Origin of the sequence: Bradyrhizobium sp. SZCCHNR1093 (assembly GCF_032381175.1) — a bacterium.
Taxonomy (GTDB): domain Bacteria; phylum Pseudomonadota; class Alphaproteobacteria; order Rhizobiales; family Xanthobacteraceae; genus Bradyrhizobium.
Map to the genome: position 1 here is coordinate 361,960 of NZ_JAUHJJ010000001.1, position 22,059 is coordinate 384,018.

19 protein-coding genes are annotated in these 22,059 nt (G+C 64.4%); 7 read left to right on the plus strand and 12 right to left on the minus strand.

The window, feature by feature from the left end; all coding sequences use genetic code 11:
• Positions 1-65 precede the first annotated feature (65 nt).
• Complete coding sequence (locus QX070_RS01810; protein ID WP_315734284.1) at positions 66-2,003, minus strand: hypothetical protein; 1,938 nt, start codon at positions 2,001-2,003, stop codon at positions 66-68.
• Positions 2,004-2,818: 815 nt separating this feature from the next.
• Between QX070_RS01810 and QX070_RS01815 the strand changes: the two genes are divergently transcribed.
• Entirely contained in the window at positions 2,819-3,508 is a 690-nt protein-coding gene (locus tag QX070_RS01815; protein ID WP_315734286.1) for a hypothetical protein, read from the plus strand.
• Positions 3,509-3,608: 100 nt separating this feature from the next.
• On the opposite strand, the gene QX070_RS01820 is transcribed toward QX070_RS01815, so the two are convergent.
• Positions 3,609-4,271: a hypothetical protein gene (locus QX070_RS01820; protein ID WP_315734288.1), complete on the minus strand. Its 663-nt coding sequence runs from the start codon at positions 4,269-4,271 to the stop codon at positions 3,609-3,611.
• Positions 4,272-4,655: 384 nt separating this feature from the next.
• Here QX070_RS01820 and QX070_RS01825 point away from each other — a divergent pair, with 384 nt between their 5' ends.
• On the plus strand, positions 4,656-5,516 hold the full coding sequence (locus QX070_RS01825; protein WP_315734290.1) for a right-handed parallel beta-helix repeat-containing protein: 861 nt from the start codon (positions 4,656-4,658) through the stop codon (positions 5,514-5,516).
• A gap of 117 nt (positions 5,517-5,633) precedes the next feature.
• Here QX070_RS01825 and QX070_RS01830 read toward each other — a convergent pair whose 3' ends face one another.
• A complete protein-coding gene (locus QX070_RS01830) occupies positions 5,634-6,278 on the minus strand; it encodes a glutathione S-transferase family protein (RefSeq protein ID WP_315734292.1) in 645 nt (214 codons plus the stop codon).
• Positions 6,279-6,364: 86 nt separating this feature from the next.
• Here QX070_RS01830 and QX070_RS01835 point away from each other — a divergent pair, with 86 nt between their 5' ends.
• Positions 6,365-7,348: a YafY family protein gene (locus QX070_RS01835; protein WP_315734294.1), complete on the plus strand. Its 984-nt coding sequence runs from the start codon at positions 6,365-6,367 to the stop codon at positions 7,346-7,348.
• 175 nt (positions 7,349-7,523) lie between these two features.
• Here the strand turns inward: QX070_RS01835 and QX070_RS01840 are convergent, their stop codons facing one another.
• The 6 genes from QX070_RS01840 to QX070_RS01865 form a co-directional block, all read right to left on the minus strand.
• Positions 7,524-8,021, minus strand: coding sequence for a TPM domain-containing protein (locus QX070_RS01840; protein WP_315734296.1), 498 nt, complete (start codon positions 8,019-8,021; stop codon positions 7,524-7,526).
• Positions 8,022-8,038: 17 nt separating this feature from the next.
• Positions 8,039-8,938 carry a YgcG family protein gene (locus QX070_RS01845; protein ID WP_315734298.1) on the minus strand — a complete coding sequence of 300 codons (900 nt, stop codon included), beginning with the start codon at positions 8,936-8,938 and terminating at the stop codon, positions 8,039-8,041.
• 15 nt (positions 8,939-8,953) lie between these two features.
• The gene (locus QX070_RS01850; RefSeq protein ID WP_315734301.1) at positions 8,954-9,565 is read right to left on the minus strand and encodes a LemA family protein; all 612 of its coding nucleotides are present in this window, start codon (positions 9,563-9,565) and stop codon (positions 8,954-8,956) included.
• Between the two features lie 178 nt (positions 9,566-9,743).
• Positions 9,744-10,760: an ABC transporter substrate-binding protein gene (locus QX070_RS01855; RefSeq protein ID WP_315734303.1), complete on the minus strand. Its 1,017-nt coding sequence runs from the start codon at positions 10,758-10,760 to the stop codon at positions 9,744-9,746.
• Positions 10,761-10,801: 41 nt separating this feature from the next.
• Positions 10,802-11,668 carry an ABC transporter permease gene (locus QX070_RS01860; protein ID WP_315734305.1) on the minus strand — a complete coding sequence of 289 codons (867 nt, stop codon included), beginning with the start codon at positions 11,666-11,668 and terminating at the stop codon, positions 10,802-10,804.
• A 17-nt stretch (positions 11,669-11,685) separates the two neighbouring features.
• Positions 11,686-12,465 (minus strand): ABC transporter ATP-binding protein, encoded by a 780-nt coding sequence (locus QX070_RS01865; protein ID WP_315734307.1) that lies wholly within the window; start codon positions 12,463-12,465, stop codon positions 11,686-11,688.
• A 120-nt stretch (positions 12,466-12,585) separates the two neighbouring features.
• On the opposite strand from QX070_RS01865, the gene QX070_RS01870 reads away from it, so the two are divergent.
• From QX070_RS01870 to QX070_RS01885, 4 genes are all read left to right on the plus strand, one after another.
• Entirely contained in the window at positions 12,586-13,251 is a 666-nt protein-coding gene (locus QX070_RS01870; RefSeq protein WP_315734309.1) for a response regulator transcription factor, read from the plus strand.
• The gene (locus tag QX070_RS01875) at positions 13,226-14,650 is read left to right on the plus strand and encodes a sensor histidine kinase (protein ID WP_315734311.1); all 1,425 of its coding nucleotides are present in this window, start codon (positions 13,226-13,228) and stop codon (positions 14,648-14,650) included. The genes QX070_RS01870 and QX070_RS01875 overlap by 26 nt, the downstream gene beginning before the upstream one ends.
• A gap of 854 nt (positions 14,651-15,504) precedes the next feature.
• On the plus strand, positions 15,505-15,753 hold the full coding sequence (locus tag QX070_RS01880; RefSeq protein ID WP_315734314.1) for a hypothetical protein: 249 nt from the start codon (positions 15,505-15,507) through the stop codon (positions 15,751-15,753).
• A gap of 685 nt (positions 15,754-16,438) precedes the next feature.
• Positions 16,439-16,756 (plus strand): multidrug efflux SMR transporter, encoded by a 318-nt coding sequence (locus tag QX070_RS01885; protein WP_315713960.1) that lies wholly within the window; start codon positions 16,439-16,441, stop codon positions 16,754-16,756.
• Positions 16,757-16,768: 12 nt separating this feature from the next.
• Here the strand turns inward: QX070_RS01885 and QX070_RS01890 are convergent, their stop codons facing one another.
• The 3 genes from QX070_RS01890 to QX070_RS01900 all read right to left on the minus strand — a co-directional run bounded on the left by QX070_RS01890 (position 16,769) and on the right by QX070_RS01900 (position 21,936).
• Complete coding sequence (locus QX070_RS01890) at positions 16,769-17,887, minus strand: amidinotransferase (RefSeq protein ID WP_315735676.1); 1,119 nt, start codon at positions 17,885-17,887, stop codon at positions 16,769-16,771.
• A 241-nt stretch (positions 17,888-18,128) separates the two neighbouring features.
• A complete protein-coding gene (locus tag QX070_RS01895; protein ID WP_315734316.1) occupies positions 18,129-19,190 on the minus strand; it encodes a linear amide C-N hydrolase in 1,062 nt (353 codons plus the stop codon).
• A gap of 406 nt (positions 19,191-19,596) precedes the next feature.
• Entirely contained in the window at positions 19,597-21,936 is a 2,340-nt protein-coding gene (locus tag QX070_RS01900) for a xanthine dehydrogenase family protein molybdopterin-binding subunit (RefSeq protein WP_315734318.1), read from the minus strand.
• Positions 21,937-22,059: the final 123 nt, after the last annotated feature.

The following is a 22,059-nucleotide window of genomic DNA, read 5'->3' on the forward strand; positions in this document are numbered from 1 at the left end:
CGACGAGGCGCCTCACGTCGCGGTGAGGCGCCTCGTCAGATTTGTCTCCAAAAACAGATGGTCCGTCAGCGCGCGACGACAAGCCCCTTGGTGGTGACGACCACCCAGCGACCGTCCTGCTTGCGGATCGCGTCGACCTTGCCGAGGCCCGGCACGGGATCGCCGGCATAGACCTCGTAGAGGCCACCGCGGCCCTCGATCAGCGCGCCACCACGACCGACGTCGCGCAGCACCCAGCCCTCGACGACCTTGGGCTTGGTGGCCTCCGCGCGGCTCGGCTCGGGGCGAGCGGTCTCCGCCCTCGCCGGCTCGGCCCGGCTCGCCTCTGCCCTTGCTGCTTCGGTCCTGGCTGCCTCGGTGGTCCTGGCCGCGTCGGCCCGGCTCGCCACGCCCGCGGGCGGCGCCGCCGCATTGATCGCGCCCACCGCCTGCGGCACGGACGCGGCGCTGTCTCGCGCGGGGGCCTGCGCGGTCGCGGACGCCTGCGCGGCGCGCAGCCGGTCCACGGCCTCGCTCAGACGCTGCAGCTCGCTCGGCTTGGCCGACGATTTCGTCGACAGGTCACCCAGGATCTTCTCGAGCCGGTCGAGACGCTCGGCGGACTTGTTGAGCTCGACGAGGCTGGTCTGATTGGTCTGGTCGAGGCTCGCCTTCAGCGCGGCGACATCATTGTCGATCCGCGCCACGGTCGCGCCAAGCGTGGAGTCTGTAGCCTCGCCTGCCGCCGCATCGGCCACGTCACCGCCGCCGGAGCGCGTGACGAACTTGGCCGTGACCAGACCACCGGCAACGCCGCCGACAATCATCGACAGCAGCAGGATCGCAGCCATGGCCGGCAGGCCGAGCCTGCCGTTCACGGCATGCGGCGGCGGGGCCTGGCCCGGCTGCGGAGGCGGCAGCGCCGCTCCGGCAGCGGTCGCGCTGGCCGCCGTTGCGGCAGCGGCCGCCGGCTTGGACGCCGCATTGAACTTGAAAGGCTCGGTCTTGAACTTCGCTTTGGCCCAGGCCGCGGCCTTGTCGACCGCGGCAAAAGCACCCGCCCTGGTCGCCGGTCCGGCATCCGCCTGGACTGGCGTGACCGGGCGCGTCGCGGACACCTCGGGTTTGGCCGCGGATGCCTGCTTGGCAACGGGCTCCGACTTGGCCTCCGACTTGGCGACAGTCTCTGGCCTGGCAACAGTCTCCGGCTTGGCAGCCGGCTCTGGCCGGACGACGGCTTCTGTCTTGGTGGCAGCCACGGACTTGATCGGCGCGTCCGGCTTGATGGCCGTCTCCGGCTTCGGCGCAGCCGCCGCCATCGGGCCGACTTTCGGCGCATTGGCCGCGAGCATCGACAGCTTCGGTGTCTCGACCTTGAGGAGCTCACCGGCCGCAGCCGTCTTGATCGGCTCCGACTTGACCGGCTCCGTCCTGATCAGATCCAGGATCGTCGAGGGAGATCTCGCAGCACTCGAGCTCGCTGCGGCTTCGACTTTGCCCGTCGCCGCAAGGTTGCCCCCCGCCGCCTGGGCCTTGGTCAGCTCGGGCTTGACCTTGTCGGATTTGCCCTTGTCGGACTTGACCAGGTCGAGCCGCGCGGGCTCTGGTTTGGCTCGCTCCGGCTTCGCCGCTTGGATCTTGGCGGGCTCGATCTTTTCCGGCTCGGCCGTAAGGGCTTCGACCTTGACCTGTTCGGGCTTGACCGGCTTGACGCTGATCGTCCCGATCTCGGTGTCGGCCGTCATCTCGGTCTTGATCTCAGACTTGTTGGCCTCGGCCTGCGGCTCGGGCGCGGTCACCGCTTCCACGATCGCCGCCTTGGGGTCAATGCCCGGACGGTCAGCCGCAGGCGCTTCGTGATCCGGCGCGATCATGGGCGGGGCGACGGTCGCGATCGCAGGCACGGCCAGGTCGACTGCATCGGGGAACGCGGATGTCTTCGGCATCAGGTCGACACTCGCACTGGCCATGCCAGTCGTATCGGCCACGCCAAGGCTGGCCCGTTCGGGCTTTTGGTCGCTCACGTTCAGAGTCTCCGCATGACGTTGAGCACTTGGTAACCTTAGTTAGCGTTCGATTGATTGCCAAAATCTTACTTTTGGAAGGCTTACCTGAGTTTTAGGGATTCATACTGGGCGGATTTGCGCCAACAAAGTGGAGCAGATGTGGCGGGCGGTGCCCGAATATTCAGCTCTGGGCGGCATCGCCCGGTGTCAGCAGGCTCCGATCGGCTCGCGGCGCAGCGCGGTCGACGCGGAGACGAACGGAGCCGCTCTCGCGGCGCGATTGCGCCCGAGCTTTGACGATCATTCCCTCCTCATTAGTCGGAGGGCGCAGGGAAGGCCGGGTGCCGACTGGCACCCGGCCTTCCCTGCGCGATGGCGTTACGGCTGCTTTGTAGTCTCCCCGGTGCGCCGGGCTTTCTGGTCACCGTCATCCGCACGAGGCGAAGCCTGTATGCGAACTTGGCATCGGCATCGGGATGCCAGGACCCTACGACTTGACCGTCCGTACCACGCTTGCTCGCCGGCCCGCTTGCGCAGAGCCCCAAGCCCGATACGGCCACCGCTCCCCGCTGCTACGCCTCGTGACGATCGGCCGAGCCGCCCCTCCTCATCGCGAACGGGATGGCCGGGATCATCGTCGCGATTTGCCCGACGCCGCAAGGCGGCACACATGCGACAAACTGGCTCGACGGGCAGTTGGCGCATGAGAGGGATGCGGGAATTGCCCGTCGTGCGGGGCGGAGAGCAAGGCGGTTGATCCAAGCCGGTGCGTTCAACACGGCGCCGGAATTCCTTGCTAACCTGGCTCACGGCATTTGATTGGACAAGGAAGCATGCGCTTCATTGCGAACATGATCGATCATCGGAAAGTCCGGCGTGCACTTTTCGACTACCCCATCTATTCGCCTCCATTTCACGACAGCGAGGCAGTTCTGTCAGACGCAAAAATCAGGGCAAACTTCGATTATTTTCTCGCGCAGAAGCAAAGCCGCCTCAAAGCATTGGCGGACTATCTGAGGTCATTCTCGATCGAGCTGACGCTATCGGACCGATTTCTGCCGACACTCGACAGCTGGATCTTCAGATATGGCGGACACCTGTTGCCGAGCGACGGCGAAGTCATTTCAGCCATTCATGACTACGAGCCGGCGTGGACCGGTCCATATCACGGCATCAACATCGTCCACGACATCTCGATCTTCGCTGGCGATCTTGTGGTGTCGAAGAACGCCGACATCAGATGGAATGTCTACCACGGCGACGGCACCAGGCGTGATCATGAAGAAATGGGGTTCGGTCAACCGTGTCTCGTGGGGATCCCTCATTTTGGATATGAGAGCCACTGCCCGATATTCTACGAGGTTTTTCGCTGGTTCGCCGCCGCGCGCCACAGGTTGGCGGGGCGTATCGGCCTGAAGATGGACGTCGATCGGAGAGGCAGCTTTGCGGAGCACCTCAACTTCCTGGCCGCCCCCGAGCCTCCACCGGTCGTTCCGCTGTCCCAGCGCGTGATCGATGATTAACAAGCCTCTCCATCCACGAACTAAGTTTGCGGTCCAGGACTGTCACCTCAACTCCCTTGCGAGAGATGCCGAGGTCTCTGGCTTCAGCCCATTGCGCCCCTCAATCTTCATTGACGATCATGCACCGTGCTCGCCGCACGTTACGGGTCAGCTTCGCGGCCTTCAGCGCAGCCTCGAGCCGCCCGCTCAGAAACAGCGCACCCGCAAGGCTCGGGTCGGTCCAGAGGTCACAACCTTCCAGAGCTGCCGCCCCGACCGCAATTTGGTTGTCTTTGGGCAAGCTAACCATCAGTTTGCCCTTGGGCCACAAGTCCGGCTGAACGAAACCGCCGGTTGATCGCCCGGAACGAAAGGTCTGCTTCTGACATCCGAGATTTAGGAAATACCAGGCCCCCGGCACCCGTTCGACGCGATTGCCCTGATAGAGCTCTATGTTGGACAGGCCGCCCTTTCCAAGCTCGAATCTCCCAAGCACTTCGGCAAAATCGGAAGAGACAACGATGAAGGCATTGACCCGAAAGAAATCGGACAACTTTCCAATGCGCCGATCCTTGTACCTCGGGTAGGCCCGCTTCGGACGCTCATCTTCCGTCAACGTTTCACCGTCCTCGTGCTTGCGCATGAGCTTGTCCAGACGGTCCAGTTCTTCCCGATATTCGGTATCTTGCCAGTAATCCTTGCCCTGGTCATCCGGGTTCAGATTGAATTTCGAAATATTGGAAGAGTCCATGAAGCAGTCACTCACCCAGACCCTTTCAATCACGCGACTTCTCCCGAAAAAGACTTATCTCGCAGAACGAGTTTCGACCCACTCCGCCAGAGGGGCGGCGCCGAATACTTCAAACATTTTTACTTACGTCGCTCTTAAAAAAAACGTTGATCCTGCGCAGAGCGATCTTCCAAGGCGCCTGCGCCAAATCACAGGACAATGTGCACTCAATTGGCAGGAGGGGCGAAGGCGAGCAAACTATGAGCTGTCTTGCCGGCGTCGTCATGAATTCTCACCGCGTTTCGGCTGGGCGCCGGTTCTCGATCGCAAATGTGCCGTCTCCCTCGCCGTTTTCGATGAACGCTCTGGTTGCTTTCGTAGACTAATACTCTGCGTTCGGGTTATTTTTTCATTTCCAGCATTTCAAGGGGAGCGCTCATGCGAAAGCTCATTTCTTCGATCGGATTTTTGTGCGCCGCACTTTTGATCCTGGCCTCGCCAGGGGCTCACGCGCAGGCGACGCGGACCTGGGTGTCCGGCGTCGGCGACGACGTCAACCCGTGCAGCCGCACGGCGCCCTGCAAGACCTTCGCCGGTGCGATCTCGAAGACCGCCGCCGGCGGTGAGATCGACGTGCTCGATCCCGGCGGCTACGGCGCCGTCACGATCACCAAATCGATCACGATCGACGGCGGGGGGACCATGGCCTCGATCCTGGCGTCGGCGACCAACGGCATCAACGTGAATGCCGGCGCCAACGACGTCATCATCCTGCGCAATCTGAGCATCAACGGCGCCGGCACGACCCTCGGCCTCAACGGCGTCAATTTCCTGGCCGGCCGAAAGCTCGTCGTCGAGAACTGTACCTTCGAGAACTTCTCGCAAAGCGCAATCTCGGTCGCGCCGACCGGTGCGGCACAGGTGGTGATCGCAGACTCCTCGCTCAAGGCGTCCGCGTTCGGCGTCACGGTCTCGACCGCGAATTCGAGCAGCGCGATCAGCGTGCTCGTCTCGAACACGAAGGCCATCGAAAATGCCAATGCCGGGATATCCGCCACGGTCCCGGCCGGAAAGCCGGGGATGGGCGTGTTTCTCGACCGGCTGACCTCCGAGTTCAACAACACCGGCGTTCTGGCGAGCGGCAGCGGCGCCATCGTGACGTTGGGAAATTCCGTCATCCAGGGCAACGCCAACGGCGTCGTCCAGACCGGCGGCGGCTCCGTCTCGTCCTTCAAGAACAACGCGATCAGCAACAACGGCGTCGACGGCACGCCGCTCACGGGGATCAGCCTGAACTAGCGGCGCCGCCGCGGGAAGCCCGGCATCTGGCGAGCTGCGCCTGCCGGACAACGTGCAATCACATCAGCGAGGTCCCGTTGCCGGCGGGACCTCGCTCGATTGCGTCGATGCTGGCGCTCAGACGCCGGCGGCGGCCGCGTGCTGGGCCGCCATCTCGGCATCCGCGGCGGTGACGCGCTGGAACGCCGGACGCTGGGTGATGCGCTCGGCATAGCGCACGAACACGTCCTTGCGCGGCACGACGCCGAACATCATGGTCCAGTTGAAGGCGACGCCCCACAGCACGTCGGCGGCGGTCATGCGCTCGCCGAGGAGATACGGCCCCTTGGCGAGCTGCTGCTCCAGCGCGCCCAGCATCGTATCGTAGTCGGCATAGGGCGACTGCGTGATCGGGGCCGGTTCGCGCTTCATGAAATGGTCGATCACGGCGGGCTCGAACGACGCACCGTAATAGGCGATCCAGCGCAGATAGGGCCCGCGCATGGCATCGTCGAGCGCCGGCGTCAGCCCCGCTTGCGGAAACAGATCGGCGAGATAGATGAAGATCGCGACCTGCTCGGTCACGATCTGGCCGCGATGTCCGATCGTCGGCACCTTGCCGAGCGGATTGACGGCCAAGAACTCCGGCTTGCGCTGCTCGCCCGCCTTCATGTTGAGGACATGCAGATCGTAGGGCGCGCCCAGCTCCTCGAGCAGGACGCGGGTGCCGGCGGCGCGGGTCTGCGGTGAGTAATACAGCGTGATCTTGTCGTCGGCGGTCATGATGGTGTCCTCCCATTGCCGGCTGCGGTGCGGGCTTGTCGCACACCATACCTGACAAGGTGTGTCAGGTATGTTTAAAGAAGGGCATGCGCGCGAGCCGGCTGCTCTCGATCCTCACCACCCTGCAGGCCAGGGGACAGGTTACCGCGCCCGAGCTCGCAGACGCCTGCGAGGTCTCGGTGCGCACGATCTATCGCGACATCGACGCGCTCGCCGCGGCGGGGATCCCGGTCTATGCCGAGCGCGGCGCCGAAGGCGGATTCCGCCTGCTCGACGGCTATCGCGTGCGGCTGAACGGGCTGTCGCCGACGGAAACCGACGCACTGTTCATGGCGGGCCTGCCGGGCCCCGCCGCCGCGCTCGGGCTCGATGGCGCGATGAGCGCGGCGCAGACCAAGCTGGTGGCGGCCCTGCCGGAGAGCCTGCGCGCCAATGCCGGCCGCATGCAGGCGCGCTTCCATCTCGACGCGCCTGGCTGGTTCGGCGAGTCCGAGGAGCCGACGCATCTGCGAACCATTGCGGACGCGCTGCTCGCCGACCGCCTGATCGACATCCGCTATCAGAGCTGGCGCGCCGAGAAGCGCCGCCGGGTGGCGCCGCTCGGCCTCGTGCTCAAGGGCGGCGGCTGGTATCTCGCAGGGCAGGTCGAGCGCAGCGTGCGCACCTATCGCGTGGCGCGCGTGCTCGATTGCACCGTCACAGTGGAGACCTTCGCGCGGCCCGCCGACTTCGATCTCGCCGCCTATTGGCGGGCTGCGACCGAGCGGCTGGAAGCGGAGCTGCATCCGAAGCTCGCAACGGTGCGGCTGTCACCGCTCGGCGTGCGGCTGCTAGAGGCGCTGAGTCAGCCCTATGTGCGCGCCCGCACGCGCCTGGCCGACGAAGCCGATGCCGATGGCTGGCGCATCGCGACGATCCCGACCGGAACAACACTATGGCATGCGGTTGGCGAGCTGCTGCGCTTCGGGCCGGAGGTCGAAGTGCTCGATCCGCCCGAGTTGCGGGCGAAGATGACGGAGATGGCGGGGGCGATGGCGAAGCGGTACGGCGCTTCTGCGACGACGACGTGAATGGCAAACACGGCTCCGTCCGCGCCATTGCGAGCGCAGCGGCGCCGCGAAGCAATCCAGAATCCCTCCGCAGAGACGGTCTGGATTGCTTCGCTGCGCTCGCAATGACGGGGTTGGAATCGTGCCCGCCAATTTCAAGTCGGGTTGAGCGAGACGTGTGCCGCGGAATGGATCGCTACAGCACCACTGGCGCGTCGGGCAGCTCATTTGGATCGCCGGCGTGCGGCGGATAGTGCCTGGCGAGCTCGCGTGAGACGGCGGAGATGCCTTGCATGACGCCCTGCTCGAAGTGGCCCTGGCGAAACTCAGCCTCCATCGCCCGGCAGATCGCCTCCCAACCCGCCGCGCCGACACGGTCGTGGATGCCGCGGTCGGCGATGATCTCGACGTCGCGATCGGCAAGCAGGAGATAGATCAGGACGCCGTTGTTGTGCGCGGTGTCCCAGATGCGCAGGTGCGAGAACAGGTCCAGCGCGCGCTCGCGCGGCGGCTGGTCGCGCCAGAGCGGCCGGCCGTCGAGCGCGCCCTCGACGACGAAGCGAAGCTGGCCGGCATGGGTGCGCTCGCCATCCTTGATCGCCTGCTCGATGCGCGCGAGCACTGCAGGCGTGAAGATGCGCTTCAGCTGCCAGGGACGATGCAGGAGATGCCTGCCGATCCGCTTGATGCCCATGGTCGCGCGTCCCGTCCTTACCAGCTGCCCGAGGCGCCGCCGCCGCCGAAGCTGCCGCCCCCGCCGGAAAAGCTGCCGCTATCGCTCGAGCTGCCGCTGCTCCAACCGCCCGACGACGATCCGCTCGACCAGCCGCCGCGGCGGCCGCTGCCCGGCGTATTCATCCCGGCGAAACTGTCGGCAATGAAAGCGATGACGAAGCCGGCGATGGCCGACAGTGCCGCCAGCCCCGCCGATCCCACCAGCAGCCAGGCGATCACGCCCATGGCGCCGCCAGTCGCGAGCGATCCGATCAGTCGTCCGAGCAAGGTCCGCAGGATGCCGCCGATCACCAGCGCACCAAACAGCGCCACCGGCGCGAAGGAGGAGATCGAGTCGATGTCGAGATCCGTGCCGTGCGAGGCCTGGGGCTGCGGCACCGGCAGGGTCTCGCCATTGATCACGCCGATGATGCGGTCGACGCCGGCGTCGATGCCGCCGGCGAAGTCGCCGGTGCGGAATTTCGGCGTGATGACCTCGTCGATGATGCGGCGCGCGGTGACGTCGGTGAGGCTGCCTTCGAGGCCGTAGCCGACCTCGATGCGCAGCTTGCGGTCGTTCTTGGCGATCACCAGCAGCGCGCCGTCGTCGACCTTCTTGCGCCCGATCTTCCAGGTCTCGGCGACGCGGAGCGAAAACTGCTCGATGGTCTCGGGCTGCGTCGTCGGCACGATCAGCACCGCGACCTGGCTGCCCTTGCGGGTTTCCAGGTCCTTCAGCTTCTGCGCGAGGCCTGCGATGTCCGAGGAGGACAGCGTGCCGGTCTGGTCGACGACGCGGCCGGTGAGCTGCGGCACCGCGACGTCGGCCAGCACCATCGTGGCGAAGCAGACGAGCAGCGTCGCAAGCAGCGCCTTGAGGACCGGCAGCGCGCGCACGATTCCCTGCTCCGGCTATTTCGAGGGCGCAGGCGACGGCGCGTTGAAATCGACCTTCGGCGCCACCGAGATCTCGCGTTCGTTCTCGACCGTGAAGTTGGCCTTCTCCTTGTAGCCGAACATCATTGCGGTCAGGTTGTTCGGGAAGGTGCGGATGCCGACGTTGTATTCCTGGACCGCCTTGATGTAGCGGTTGCGCGCCACCGTGATGCGGTTCTCGGTGCCTTCGAGCTGGGACATCAGGTCACGGAACAGCGCGTCCGATTTCAGCTGCGGATAATTCTCAGTGACGACCAACAACCGCGACAGCGCGCCGGTCAGTTCGCTCTGCGCGGCCTGGAACTTCTGCAGCGCAGCGGGATCGTTGACGACGTCGGGCGTGGCCTGGACGCTGCCGACCTTGGCGCGGGCGTTGGTGACGCCGAGCAGCACGTCCTTCTCCTGCTGGGCAAAACCCTTCACGCTGTTGACCAGGTTGGGCACGAGGTCGGCGCGGCGTTGATACTGGTTGACGACCTCGGACCAAGCCGCCTTGACTTGCTCGTCATTGGTCTGGATGGCATTGTAGCCGCAATTGGTCAGGCTCAGCGTCATCAGCGCCGCCAGCACGGTCAGCAATTTCCGCATCGCGCGTCCCCCTTCTCCCGGTTGTGCCGCCTCGTCAGAGCACAGCTTGGGCAGCGGCGCAATGACGGCCGGCGGCCGCCGGACATAAGTCTCGGCGGCCGGAGCGTGGGTTCGGGAGAGTTCCCGGGTGACCTCGCGGATGCCAGTCATTGGCCGCGCAGGCCGTGACGGGTCTCGCTCAACTGCCCTTGCGGTCGCGTAGCTGGGTCACGAACATGTCCTGCCAGCTCGCCGGCTTGACCTTGATCGAGCCGACGCCGTGCATGAACTCGGCGATCTTCAGCACGCCCTCCGGCGTCGACGAGAACCAGGTGTCCTTGTCCTGCAGCATCTCCAGCACGTCCTCCTTGGTGGTCTTCACCTTGGCGGTGCGGGCATAGATCTCGGCCGCGGCAGCCTTGTCGTTGGCGATCAGCGTGCAGGCCTCGTCGAGCGCGTCGAGGAACGCCTGCACGACCTTGGGATTGGCGTCGACGAAGCGCTTGGGCGCGAACACCACGTCCATCGTCATCCGTCCGAGCACGTCGGCGGAATTGGCAACGCGGCGAATCTTCGAATCCTTCAGCTCGATGTAGGAGAACGGCGGCGAGGTGAAATGCGCCGTGATCTCGGTCTTGCCCGAGGTGAGCGCCGCCAGCGCCTCCGGATGCGGCAGGCCGACAGTCATCGGATCGAGCTTGGCGTAGTTCTCCTTGCCGAACTCCTGCGCCGCCATCATCTGCAGCATGACCGCCGACAGCGAGGTCTTGATGCCCGGCAGGGCGATCTTGTCGCTCGGCTTGAAATCCTTCAGCGACTTGATCTCAGGATTGTTGGTGTTCATCCACAGCGAGGTCGAGCTGAGGCCGCTGACGCCGACCACCTCCACCGCCGGAATGCCCTTGGCCTTGGCCCACAGCGTGATGAAGCCGGGCGCGCCGGTGCCGGCGATGTCGAGCGAGCCGGCCATCATCGCGTCGTTGATGATGTTGCCGCCGTCGAGCATCTGCCAGTTCACCTTGAACGGACCGAGCCCGGCCTTCTCCGCCTGCTTCTCCATCAGCTTCTGATCCTCCATCACGATCAGCGGCAGATAGAGGATGCCGTAGCCCTTGGAGAGCCTGATCTCCTTGACCTCGGCCTGCGAAGCGCCGGTGGCGCCGAGCAGCGCGGTGAGGCCGAGCGCGGCGGCCGTGAGTGATTTGCTCCAGGACATGGTCGTCTCCCTTCCGTGTTGTTGTGCTTATAACTCGAAAATCAGTGCTGCATGCCCCAGCGCCGCACCGTCTTGCGCTCGATGGTCGCGAACACGAGGTTCTCGACGACGAGGCCGATGAAGATCACGGTGAACAGGCCGGCGAAGACGTTGGCCGTCTCCAACTGGTTGCGGTTCTCGAAGATGAACCAGCCGAGGCCGCCGGAACCCGAGGACACGCCGAACACCAGCTCGGCCGCGATCAGGGTGCGCCAGGCGAAGGCCCAGCCCACCTTCAGGCCGGTGAGGATGGCCGGAAATGCAGCCGGGATCAGGATGAAGCGCACCAGCTTCAACCCGCGCAGGCCGTAGTTCAGGCCGACCATGCGCAAGGTGTTCGACACCGAGCGGAAGCCGGAATGGGTGTTGAGCGCGATCGCCCACAACACCGAATGCACCAGCACGAAGATGATGCTGCCCTTGCCGAGCCCGAACCAGATCAGCGCCAGCGGCAGCAATGCGATCGCCGGCAGCGGATTGAACATCGAGGTCAGCGCCTCCAGCATGTCGGCGCCGATCCGCGATCCGATCGCGATCGTGGTCAGCACGGCCGCCAGCGCGATGCCGATGCCGTAGCCGATCAGCAGCGTCTCCAGCGACACGAGGGTGCGCGCAGGGATGATGCCGTTACCGATGTTCTCGAAGAAGGCTGAGAGCGTGTCGGTGAAGGTCGGAAACAACAGGGGATTGCCGAGCCACAGCCCATAGGCCTGCCACAGCGCGGCGAGTGCCACCAGGATGATGGCCTTGCGGACCGCACCGACGTGGTAGATGCGTTCCAGCCAGGACAGGCTGGCCTCGACCTTGACGTCGCCGAGGGGCGTGTCTGCATTGACGATTTCGGGGCGCAGCGCCAGCGTCTCGCTCATGATGCTCTCCTCGTGTCTCAGTGATGGCCGAACAGCATGTCGTTGATGCGCCCTTCGAGCGCGACCTGCTCGGGCGAGCCCATCGTGCCCGGCGGCACGCTGTTGAGCTCGGCGCGGACGCGGCCGGGATGCGGCGACAGCAGCAGAATGCGCGAGCCGATCTTGATCGCCTCCTCGATCGAATGCGTCACGAACAGCACGGTGAAGCGGGTGTCCTGCCACAATTGCAGGAGCTCATCCTGCATCTTGCGCCGGGTCAGCGCGTCCAGCGCGGCGAACGGCTCGTCCATCAAGAGCACGTCGGGCTCCATCGCCATGCCCCTGGCGATCGCGACGCGCTGCTTCATGCCGCCGGAGAGCATGTGCGGATAGGAGTCGATGAACTTGGTGAGGCCGACCTTGTCGATATAGGACCTGGCGCGCTCGTTGGCCTCGGCGGTGCCGAGCCGGCCGCTGGCCGTCAGCGCGAACACGACGTTCTCGCGCACCGTCTTCCACGGGAGCAGCTGGTCGAACTCCTGGAATACCATCATGCGGTCCGGGCCGGGCTCGGCGACATCGTGGCCCTTGAGGCGGATGCGGCCCTCGGTCGGCTTCAGATAACCGCCGATCGCCTTGAGAAGCGTGGATTTGCCGCAGCCGGAGGGCCCCAGCAGCACGAAGCGGTCGGAATCGAAGACCTTGAAATCGACGCGGTAGGTCGCCGTGACCAAGGTGTCCGGCGTCTTGTACTGGAGCGTCACGCCCTCGACGGAGAGCAGCGGCTCGAACTGAGATGGCGATTGATGGACGGTCATGCGTCCTCCCCTCCGTTATATTGCAGTGCGAAATTTCGCTTGGTGCACTTCGGCGCCCTTATCCGAGGTGATAGAGGAGGAGACTGACGCGAACCTGACTCCGAGGCGGACAACGAGACCGTGCGCATCCTGCTGGTGGAAGACACGCCCGAGATCGGCGCCGCCGTGACCAGCCGGTTCGAGCGGATCGGCTACGCCGTCGACTGGGAAAAGGACGGCCGCACCGCGAGCGAGCTGATCGAGGTGCAGACCTATGACCTGATCGTGCTCGACGTGATGCTGCCGAACATGGACGGCTTTGCCGTGCTCAAGCACCTGCGCAAGCGCGGCCTGCGCACGCCGGTGCTGGTGCTGACCGCGCGCTCGGCGGTGGACGACCGCATCGGCGCGCTCGACCTCGGCGCCGACGACTACCTGATCAAGCCGTTCGACTATCGCGAGCTGGAGGCGCGGGCGCGGGCGCTGCTCCGGCGGGCGGCCGGGCAGTCCGACAATCTGCTGACCCTGGGACCGCTGGTGATCGACCGCGCCGGCCGTACTGCAAGCGTCGCCGGCCAGCCGCTGGATCTGACACGGCGCGAGCTGACCGTGCTGGAGATTCTCGCGGCGCGTCCCGGCCGCTACGTCGCCAAGGAGGAATTGGTCGAGCAGCTGTTCAGCTTCGACCAGGATCCGAGCCCCAACGCCGTCGAGCAGTTCGTCGCCCGGCTGCGGCGCAAGCTGGCGGCGACAACAGTCGAAATCAAGACCGAGCGCGGCCTTGGCTATCAGCTCCACGCTTCGTGACCTCAGGACCTCGCTGCGCGCGCGGCTGTTGATCGCGATCGGCGCGATCCTGGCCGTCGGCGCCGTCGTGCTGAGCCTCGCCGCCTGGCAATATGCCGCCACCGCCGCGCGCGACGCCTACGACAAGCTGCTCGCCGGCGGCGCCGTGCAGATCGCCGAGAACATCTACATGCAGGGTGGCGTCGTGACGCTGGATCCGCCGGCGGCAGCGTTTGCGACGTTGTCGGCCTATGACCTCGTGTTCTATCGCGTCACCGATCCGCGCGGCGTCGTCGTCGCCGGCTATGACGATCTCGCCGTCACCGCGCCCGCCAGGGCGCTGCGCGAGGGCGTCGTGCTGCGCGACGGCATCTATCGCGACCAGGCCGTGCGCATCGCCGCGGTAGCGCGCAAGCTCGACGGCGCGCCCGGAGACGGCTGGAGCCAGATCGTGCTGGCGCAGACCCTGCGCGCCCGCGACGCACTGACCTGGGATCTTGCCTCGAAGGCGATCGGCCTCATCGCCGCGATGAGCGTGCTGGCGCTGGTGGCGACTGCGCTATGCCTGCGGCTGGTGTTCGCGCCGCTGACGCGGATCGAGGCCGAGATCGTCAAGCGCCGGCCGGACGATCTCAGCCCGATCGCGATCACGCCGCCGCGCGAGGTGCGCGCGCTGGTCGGCGCGATCGACGGCTTCATGCAGCGCCTCGCCGAGCGCATCGCGCTGATGCAGCGCTTCATCGCCGACGCCACCCACCAGCTGCGCACGCCGCTGGCTGCGATCGATGCCGAGGTCGAGCTGCTGAGCGATCAGACCAAGGACCCGAAGGCGCTCGACAGGCTGCGCAGTCGCATCGCGGATCTCGCCCGCCTCACCAGCCAACTGCTCGATCACGCCATGATCCAGCACCGCGCCCAGGCGCCGCGCTTCGCCGCGACCGACATCAACGCGCTGGCCAAGTCGGTGCTATCGCAGAGCGTGCCGCTGTCGCTCGACCGCGAGGTCTCCGTCAGCTTCGTGCCAGCAGAAGACGATGCCGTCATCGCCGTCGATGCCATCAGCCTGCGCGAGGCACTCGCCAATCTCATTCACAACGCGCTGGCGCATGGTGCAAAGATGCGGCTGATGGTGACGGTGGAAAGCAAGGCGAGCCATGTCGCGATCATCGTCTGGGATGACGGCCCCGGCATCGCCGCCGAGGCGCAGCAGCGATTGCTATCTCCCTTCCAGAAGGGCGACGGCTCCCACGGCTCAGGCCTCGGCCTCGCCATTGCGAGCGAGGTCGCGCAGGCCCATGGCGGCCGTCTGCGGTTCAGCGGAGTGGCAGGCGACTTCAGTGTGCGACTGGAGCTGCCGGTGGATCGGTCGACAGCAGTCGATCCACGTCCAGATTCACATCTCAAACAGCAGCAGACATGACGTCGTCGTCCCGCGGCGGATCACGCCCGGGTCTTGCGATCGACATGCCCTTTCGAAGATCGAGAGGGCGCAGGGAAGGCCGGGAGCTCGCCGCCCCCATGGCCCCCGTGCGAACAAAATGCACGGGGCAGGAACCACAGGTTCGGCCGAGACGTCCCGGCCTTCCCTGCGCGACGGTTTTAACGCTTATATCGTGCTCTTCTCGGTGCACCGGGCTTTTTGGCCACCGTCGTCGCTCGGATCATCACCCAAGCAACTTAGCATCAGCGTCGGGATGCCAGAACCACACGACTTCACGTCCGCCCTCGCCGCGTTCGTCTCACGCCGCAAAAACGTCCATCGCATCCCCGCCTCGCGTGTCGTGACGATCGCGCGCAACGCCCCTCTCGTCGAGGCGGGATGCGTGCATCATCCATGATTTCTGATAAAAAGAAAGAGGAAAATTTCGGGACTACGGCCTCACCAGCCCTTGCGCGTTGAAACGGCTGGCGAAATGAGTTTTTGCGCGCCCATGATTTTTCGTCCCCTACGGCACTCCCGTACGATCGGACCGGCACAAATCTTCGCGCGTTTTGCCCGACTCAGCCGCCCCCGGTCGCGACCGTTGGGGCGGACATCCTGGCTTGCCAGCATTCCCGGCAGCTTTAGCTTGGGTGTTTTCGTCGTAGACGGACCGACCGACTTTGATCGAAATCAACACGTAGTATTCTGAGATAATTTCTACTTCTAGGTGTAAGCATGACTGAATTCAAGTTCGCGCCAAGCTAACGGGTGCTGGTCGGTTTTATATTGAGTTGACCGCTTGACATCGAACCGGGACGCAAGTGGCAGCGCGCAATTGAGGAGAAAGAACCATGACCGATGAAGATCTGTTTCTCAGTAAAGACAAAACAACAGTAACGGACAAAAAAGGCAAAACCATTTTGGTGCGAACCGAGATCGATGGAAAGACAATATATGTCGAGCCATCCTTGGCAAAGGCATCGGGAAAATACTGTGTAAGTTTTGGAAAAAAGAAGATCTGTGTCAATTGGGATGAACATAAGGCGTGTATCGGATGGGACGACATTGAGTTTTGTTTGAAATGGGAAACTAAACCCTAGTTCTCTTCTCAACTCATTGCTTTCCAATGATGATGCCCAAACGATACGGCCTCTCGCGCTGACTGGACGCCCGGGGCGTGACATTACGTCGTCTGCTCATCGCTGAATCGCCCGACTCCCCACCCTTGTCCACCGTCAGGCCACCACCGCAAGAGGGATCGAGCCGCACTTCTGCGCGGTCCTGCGAAGGCTCACCATCCCGATTGGCCGACCGCGAGCAACCAGTCTTTTTCGAGGCTGGGGGATTTGCGGCGGGGTCGTAAGAGCGAAGTAGATTCTACCGGAGCCTACAATTTTGGATGTCAACTTCGGACCAAGGGCGGCTGTGGCCGGCAGGCGGGTGGCACAGCCGATCTGACCCCAGCTCCGGAAATGTCGGGCGCGCTCCAGCTCTTACGCTTCGGGCCATGAGCCGACATGCCGTGCTGTTCGATCACCACGGCGGCCGTAGACGAAATCTCCATCAGGTGCCCAGGCAGCTCTCAATTGATGATCGACTCATATTTGTTGGCTCTTGAACCGCTTACCCAGGGTGATCCGACAAGCCGGCTTTTCCGTAGCCTTCCAGCGCGCACTTGCAAAGTGTAAGGGCTTGGCGGAACGAGTTGGCAGAATAGCGAGACCGTGGAATTCTGACACGAACTCCGTCGAGGATCGTTAAGCCCATCTTTTGGGAGAACCTCTCATGGCCTGGGTGATCTTATTCATTGGCAGCCTTTGCGAGGTGGGTTGGCTGATCGCTCTCAAATATTCCGAAGGTCTCTCGCGCCTGCCGTCGATCCTGGTCACCGTGGGTTTTATGGGCGCCAGCGTCGGTTGTCTTGGCCTCGCCGTGAAGACGATCCCGATGGGCACGGCCTACGCCGCGTGGACCGGCGCGAGCATCGCCGTCGCCACTCTCTTCGGAATCTATCTGTTCGACGAGCCGACGACCGCGACCCGGCTCGCCTCGATTGGTCTCATTGTACTTGGCATCGTCGGACTGCGCCTCGAGTCCGGATAGGCGTGCCAATCCTCAAAAATAGCTCTCGAGCGCCCCGCGCCGCCTGATGTCGAGTGTCGCGCAATGGAATGCGCCGCCAAATGCGGCGTAATGCAGGAATTCGCAGGGGATCGGCTCGAAACCCCATTGCTCGATCGCACGCATCGTTCGCACATGATGCGGATCAACGATGATGCGCTTTTCGTCCACCATCAGCACATTCATGTTGAGCCATTTTCCGCATAGCGACGTGATATTGAGCAAGCGATCGGTGATCGGATCAGGCTCGGGAGCGACGAGAATGTCCCATTTCTTCAGTATGTCCGGGAGGCGGCTGACGTCGATGTATTCGGGATTGATCAGAAGCCTGCCCGGCCCCAGCGGCAAAATGGTCGTGTCGATGTGCATCGGGCTACGACAGCGGCTCTCGATCTCGTGGATGCGATAGCCGTCGCCGAGATGGCGGCGCAGCCATTCGATGCCGGATGCATTGGTGACATTGCTGAGGGTTACAAACAGATCGCGCCCGCAGCGAACGAAATCGGCAGCGTCGAACACCGGTTCGAATTCAGTCAGAATATATGACATCGGCTCACCTTCTTCGGGCCGTCTGAAATCGGCGTTATACAGTTCGTCCGTGAGTTGCGGCCGTGGCGCGGCAGTCCAGCGGGCGCCGCGACGGAAATAGTCCTTCAGGACCGGACGAAAGGAATGGGTCTCGAAATAGCGGCTGGGCCACGCCATGGGCGTTTCAATAATTTCGTCTCCGATCACGAGCATGCTATCGCGCGGGCAGGAGTTGCAGAAGCCGCGCGAAGACCATTCGGGCGTGCTGAAGCGCTTCTTGAAATCAACCGGTTCCGGTCGGGTGACCACCACGCCAAGCGACTGCAACAGCGCAATAAAGCCATCGAGCTCGCGCTGAGCCGGTTCAATCAACATCCTTGGATAGCGGAAGCCCCCGAGCAGCGCTTGCGCCCGTGCAGCCATTCCCGGAATGTTACAGGCGACGACCGGATGGGCGGATGGGATCGTCGCGCCTTCGAGCCTTCCGACAATCACTTCCTCGAGTGGATCCCACTCATTGTGCGAGTTGACCGGAGAGATCCTTACCTTGCGGTCGGCATCCGGGCCGATTTCGTGCGTGATCATGGCATGACCAAAGCAGGAGGTTGCTGATGTGGCAGGAATACTCTGGTGCGACAGCATCGCCGGCGCATAGCCTCAGTGCTGCAATGCACCACAATCCGTCCTTAACAAACGGCGCGGCGCTTCCGGCCCGGTGCGGTGGCAGGGCTGCACGGCGAGCGCCCGCAATCATGTCGCGCGGCGTGCGAGCGCCACAACGCAGATATAAGGATGACGTTGTATCTATCCTCAGGATTCCGCCCCGTCAGGAGCCGCCTTTCTTGAATTCGAGCGGCGCGGCCGGCTTGAACTGGCTGCTCACCTCGCCGACCAGATCGCTGTCCGCCCCGGACAGGTCGAGCTTGCGGATCGGAGCGCCGACGGAAAGGTCGATGAGCGGCAAGTTGACCCAGACGATGTTCGGGCTGAGGGTCGATTCGAAGAAATAGAGCCGGTCGGTTGAGTCGGCGACGGCCCGCCAGATCGTATGCGACGCCTCCGGCCGCTTCGGGTCTGGCCGCACGAAAGGCTGCGCCACGTTGCGCATGACCGACAACATGCGGGCCACGGTCTGGCGGGTGTCCGACGGCTTGGTCTGGTTCTGGATGTAATAGGCGGCGCGGACGAAGCGGTCGGCCGCTTCGCTCGTCCCCGGCAGCGCTTCGGTGCCGCCAAAGACGTGGTATTTTTTCAGATTGGCGAGCTGCTCGGGGAAGGGCGGCGAGTTCGTCATGACCAGATAGCGGCGGTCGTGATGAACGCGCACCTTGCCGCTATCGACGATTTCGATGATCGCCGAATCGCCCGTCGCGTCCGAAAGCGACAGATGCACGGTCGCCGTCGCGTATCCGGGCATGCCGGCGGTGATGAGTTGATAGCGACCGGTTTCGATGTCGGCCGCGGCCTCGGCAACGGTGGCAAAGTTGTCGAGGTTGTATTGCGCCCATAGCGACAGCGCGAGGCCGGGGCGCTTGAGATCGCGCTTTCCGTAATCGCTCTCGGAGAGCCACAGCAGGTTGGCGACAAGACCTTTTTCATTCATGCCGTCGGCGATCGCCAGATTATAAACCGCCCCGCCGACGCTGCCGTATTTCGACGTCCAGCTCAGTTCGTTGTCGTCGCCGCTCTCGCCTTTGCGCGCAAGGCCGCGCGGGAAGGCCCAGAGATCGGTGCGCATGTCTTCGGGCCAATCCATGTTGCGCCCGGTGACAACGGCCTGACCATTATCGGCCCAGAGGACGCGCGAACACGCGTCCGCCAGAGATGATCCAAACGCGACCATTGCCAAAGCCATCGCCCCGCGCATCACGTCCGCACACCGCCGCATGGTCGCGCTCCTCGTTGTGTTGGATACAATCTAGAGGCGAGTGCAAGTCGGCGACCTTGATCTGGGTCAATCATCGTCGCTCGCGGTCGCGGCGCCGCGACGATTCGCATGAGATCGTTATCTTGCCGGGCTCGGCGGGGCGATCCGACAGCATCGTCCCCTCAGGGCGCAATTGCACCGAAAATCTCGAGATTCCGGATTCAGCCCTGACGGGCTGCCCCGGAATGGCGGGCTATGACGCAGCGAGATCAGTCGCCGCTGCGCATGCAGGGGCGCGACCAGATGCGGGCGTAACCCTCGCCGCCCTCGTCACCGAACAGCTCGGCGCAGATCGGCGCGTTGAGCGACGCAACAGGAGCACGTCCGACGCGGGAGCGTCCCGCGCGGGAGCGTCCCGCGCGCTCGCTCAGGCCGACGCTTTGGCCTTTGCCGCCTTCGCCTCGGAGATCGCCTGCCACACCTTCTCCGGCGTCAGCGGCGTCTGCAGGTTGGTGATGCCCAACTCGAACAGCGCGTCCATCACGCCGTTGGTGACGCAGGGCGGACCGCCGATCGCACCGGACTCGCCGCAGCCCTTGGCGCCCAGCGGGTTGGTGCGGCACGGCGCAGAATCGTCGAGGGTGACCACGATCGGCGGCACGTCGTCGGCGCGCGGGATGCAGTAGTCCTGATAGGTCGCGGTCAGGAGCTGGCCGTCGGCATCATAGGCGACGTTCTCGTACAGCGCCTGGCCGATGCCTTGGGCGACGCCGCCATGGATCTGGCCGGCGACCAGCATCGGATTGACCGCGACGCCGACGTCGTCGACCGTGGTGTAGCGTACCACGCGGCTGATGCCGGTCTCCGGATCGATCTCGACCTCGCAGACATGCGTGCCGTTCGGCCAGCTCGGACCATCGACCTCGCCCTCGCTGTCGACCGAGAGCTTGGCCTGCTTCTCCTTGCCGGCGATCTCGAACAGGCTGATGCGGCGATCGGTGCCAACGACCGTCAGGACGCCATCGCGATATTCGATGTCCTCGACCGCGGTCTCCAGCAGGTTCGACGCCTTCTCGCGCGCCTTGGTAATGAGATCGTTTGACGACACCGCCACGGCGGTGCCGCCGACGAACAGCGAGCGCGAGCCGACGCTGCCGAAGCCGGTGGCGAGATCGGTGTCGCCCTGCACGACGTCGATCTTGTCCAGGGGAATGCCGAGCGTATCGGAGATCATCTGGGTGTAGGTGGTCTGCAGCCCCTGCCCCATCGCCATGGTGCCGGAATGCAGGATGACGCGGCCCTCGGAGGTCGCGTGCAGCGACACCTTCTCGGTGTGGGCGCGGCCGCCGGTCCATTCGATATAGCTGGTCAGGCCGCGGCCGTAGAGCATGCCACGCTTCTTCGCCTCGCGCTTGCGCGCGTTGAAGCCGTCCCAATCGGCAAGCTTGGACGCGCGCTCCAGCATGTGGGCGAAGGCGCCGGAATCATAGACCTGTCCGACCGCGTTGGTGTAGGGCAGCTGCGCCGGCTTGATATAGTTCGCCTTGCGGATCGCGCGCGGATCGATCCCGATCTGGCGCGCGGCCGCATCGAACAGCCGCTCGACGATGAAGACCGCCTCGGGGCGTCCGGCACCGCGATAGGCGCCGACCGGCGCCGTATGCGTCATCACGGTCTTGACCTCGAAATGCACCAGCGGCAGGTCATAGACTCCGGTCTGCACGAACGGCCCCAGCACCAGCGGAATGATGTTGGCCGCGCCCGACGAGTAGGCGCCGGTGGCGCCGATCGAGCGCACGCGATAGGCCAGCACCCTGCCCTTGGCATCGAGCGCGAACTCGGCCGTCGAGGTGAGATCGCGGCCATGCGTGCCGCCGACGAACTCGTCGGTCCGCTCGGCGCGCCAGCGGATCTTCTTGGCCAGCTTGGTCGCGGCATAGGCGACGATGCCGTCCTCCGGATAGAGGTTGGTCTTCTGGCCGAAGCCGCCGCCGATGTCGCCGACCAGCACGCGCACACTTTCCTTCGGCCGCTTCAGCACGGCTTCCGCAAGCACGTCACGGGTCGAGGCCGGCGTCTGCGACTGCACATGGAGCAACAGCCGACCGGTCTTCTTCTCGATCTCGGCAATGGTCGAGCGCGGCTCCATCGCCGAGGGCACCAGGCGCTGGCTCGTGATGTCGAGCGACACTTTGTGCGCAGCGCTGGAGAAGGCCTCCTCCACCTTGGTGGCATCGCCATAGCTCATCGCGGCAACGATATTGTCCGGCGCCTCGGCCCAGACGACGGGCGCACCCGGCTCGAGCGCCTTCAGCGGATCGGTCACCGCCGGCAGCACCTCGTAGTCCACGACGATCGCTTCCGCCGCTTCCTGCGCGATCGTGCGCGAGGTCGCGACCACGGCGGCGACCGCTTCGCCGGTGAAGCGGACGATCTCGTGCGCCAGCAGGCGGCGCGGCGGCACCGTCATCGGCTTGCCGTCGGGACGCTTGAAGATCGCCAATGTCGGAATGGTGCCGACATCGTCGGCGACGAGGTCCGCGCCGGTATAGATCGCCTGCACGCCGGCGATCTCGCGGGCGGCGGCGGTGTCGATCGACACGATCTTCGCATGGGCATGCGGCGAGCGCAGCACGTAGAGCCAGAGCGCGCCGTCCTCCGCCTTGTCGTCGATGAACTGTCCCTTCCCGGTCAGCAGCCGCTGATCCTCCAGACGCTTGACGGGCTGCCCCGCACCAAACCGCATATTGTTGGGAAGAATGTTCATTCGTCAGTCCTTGGTCAGTTCAAATGCAATTGCATGCGTTTTAGCGGATCGCAGTTCCGCTGGCCAAGCCGTGATTGTGCTGGTGCGGCATACCACACTGTCATGCCCGGGCTGGGCCCGGGC

Bases quoted from the DNA above. Each gene is read 5' to 3' on its own strand.
- QX070_RS01895 (WP_315734316.1), bottom strand. From the start codon at position 19,190: ATGCGGCGGTGTGCGGACGTGATGCGCGGGGCGATGGCTTTGGCAATG.
- QX070_RS01825 (WP_315734290.1), top strand. From the start codon at position 4,656: ATGCGAAAGCTCATTTCTTCGATCGGATTTTTGTGCGCCGCACTTTTG.
- QX070_RS01830 (WP_315734292.1), bottom strand. From the start codon at position 6,278: ATGACCGCCGACGACAAGATCACGCTGTATTACTCACCGCAGACCCGC.
- QX070_RS01835 (WP_315734294.1), top strand. From the start codon at position 6,365: ATGCGCGCGAGCCGGCTGCTCTCGATCCTCACCACCCTGCAGGCCAGG.
- QX070_RS01840 (WP_315734296.1), bottom strand. From the start codon at position 8,021: ATGGGCATCAAGCGGATCGGCAGGCATCTCCTGCATCGTCCCTGGCAG.
- QX070_RS01815 (WP_315734286.1), top strand. From the start codon at position 2,819: ATGCGCTTCATTGCGAACATGATCGATCATCGGAAAGTCCGGCGTGCA.
- QX070_RS01885 (WP_315713960.1), top strand. From the start codon at position 16,439: ATGGCCTGGGTGATCTTATTCATTGGCAGCCTTTGCGAGGTGGGTTGG.
- QX070_RS01865 (WP_315734307.1), bottom strand. From the start codon at position 12,465: ATGACCGTCCATCAATCGCCATCTCAGTTCGAGCCGCTGCTCTCCGTC.
- QX070_RS01900 (WP_315734318.1), bottom strand. From the start codon at position 21,936: ATGAACATTCTTCCCAACAATATGCGGTTTGGTGCGGGGCAGCCCGTC.
- QX070_RS01880 (WP_315734314.1), top strand. From the start codon at position 15,505: ATGACCGATGAAGATCTGTTTCTCAGTAAAGACAAAACAACAGTAACG.
- QX070_RS01890 (WP_315735676.1), bottom strand. From the start codon at position 17,887: ATGATCACGCACGAAATCGGCCCGGATGCCGACCGCAAGGTAAGGATC.
- QX070_RS01855 (WP_315734303.1), bottom strand. From the start codon at position 10,760: ATGTCCTGGAGCAAATCACTCACGGCCGCCGCGCTCGGCCTCACCGCG.
- QX070_RS01850 (WP_315734301.1), bottom strand. From the start codon at position 9,565: ATGCGGAAATTGCTGACCGTGCTGGCGGCGCTGATGACGCTGAGCCTG.
- QX070_RS01860 (WP_315734305.1), bottom strand. From the start codon at position 11,668: ATGAGCGAGACGCTGGCGCTGCGCCCCGAAATCGTCAATGCAGACACG.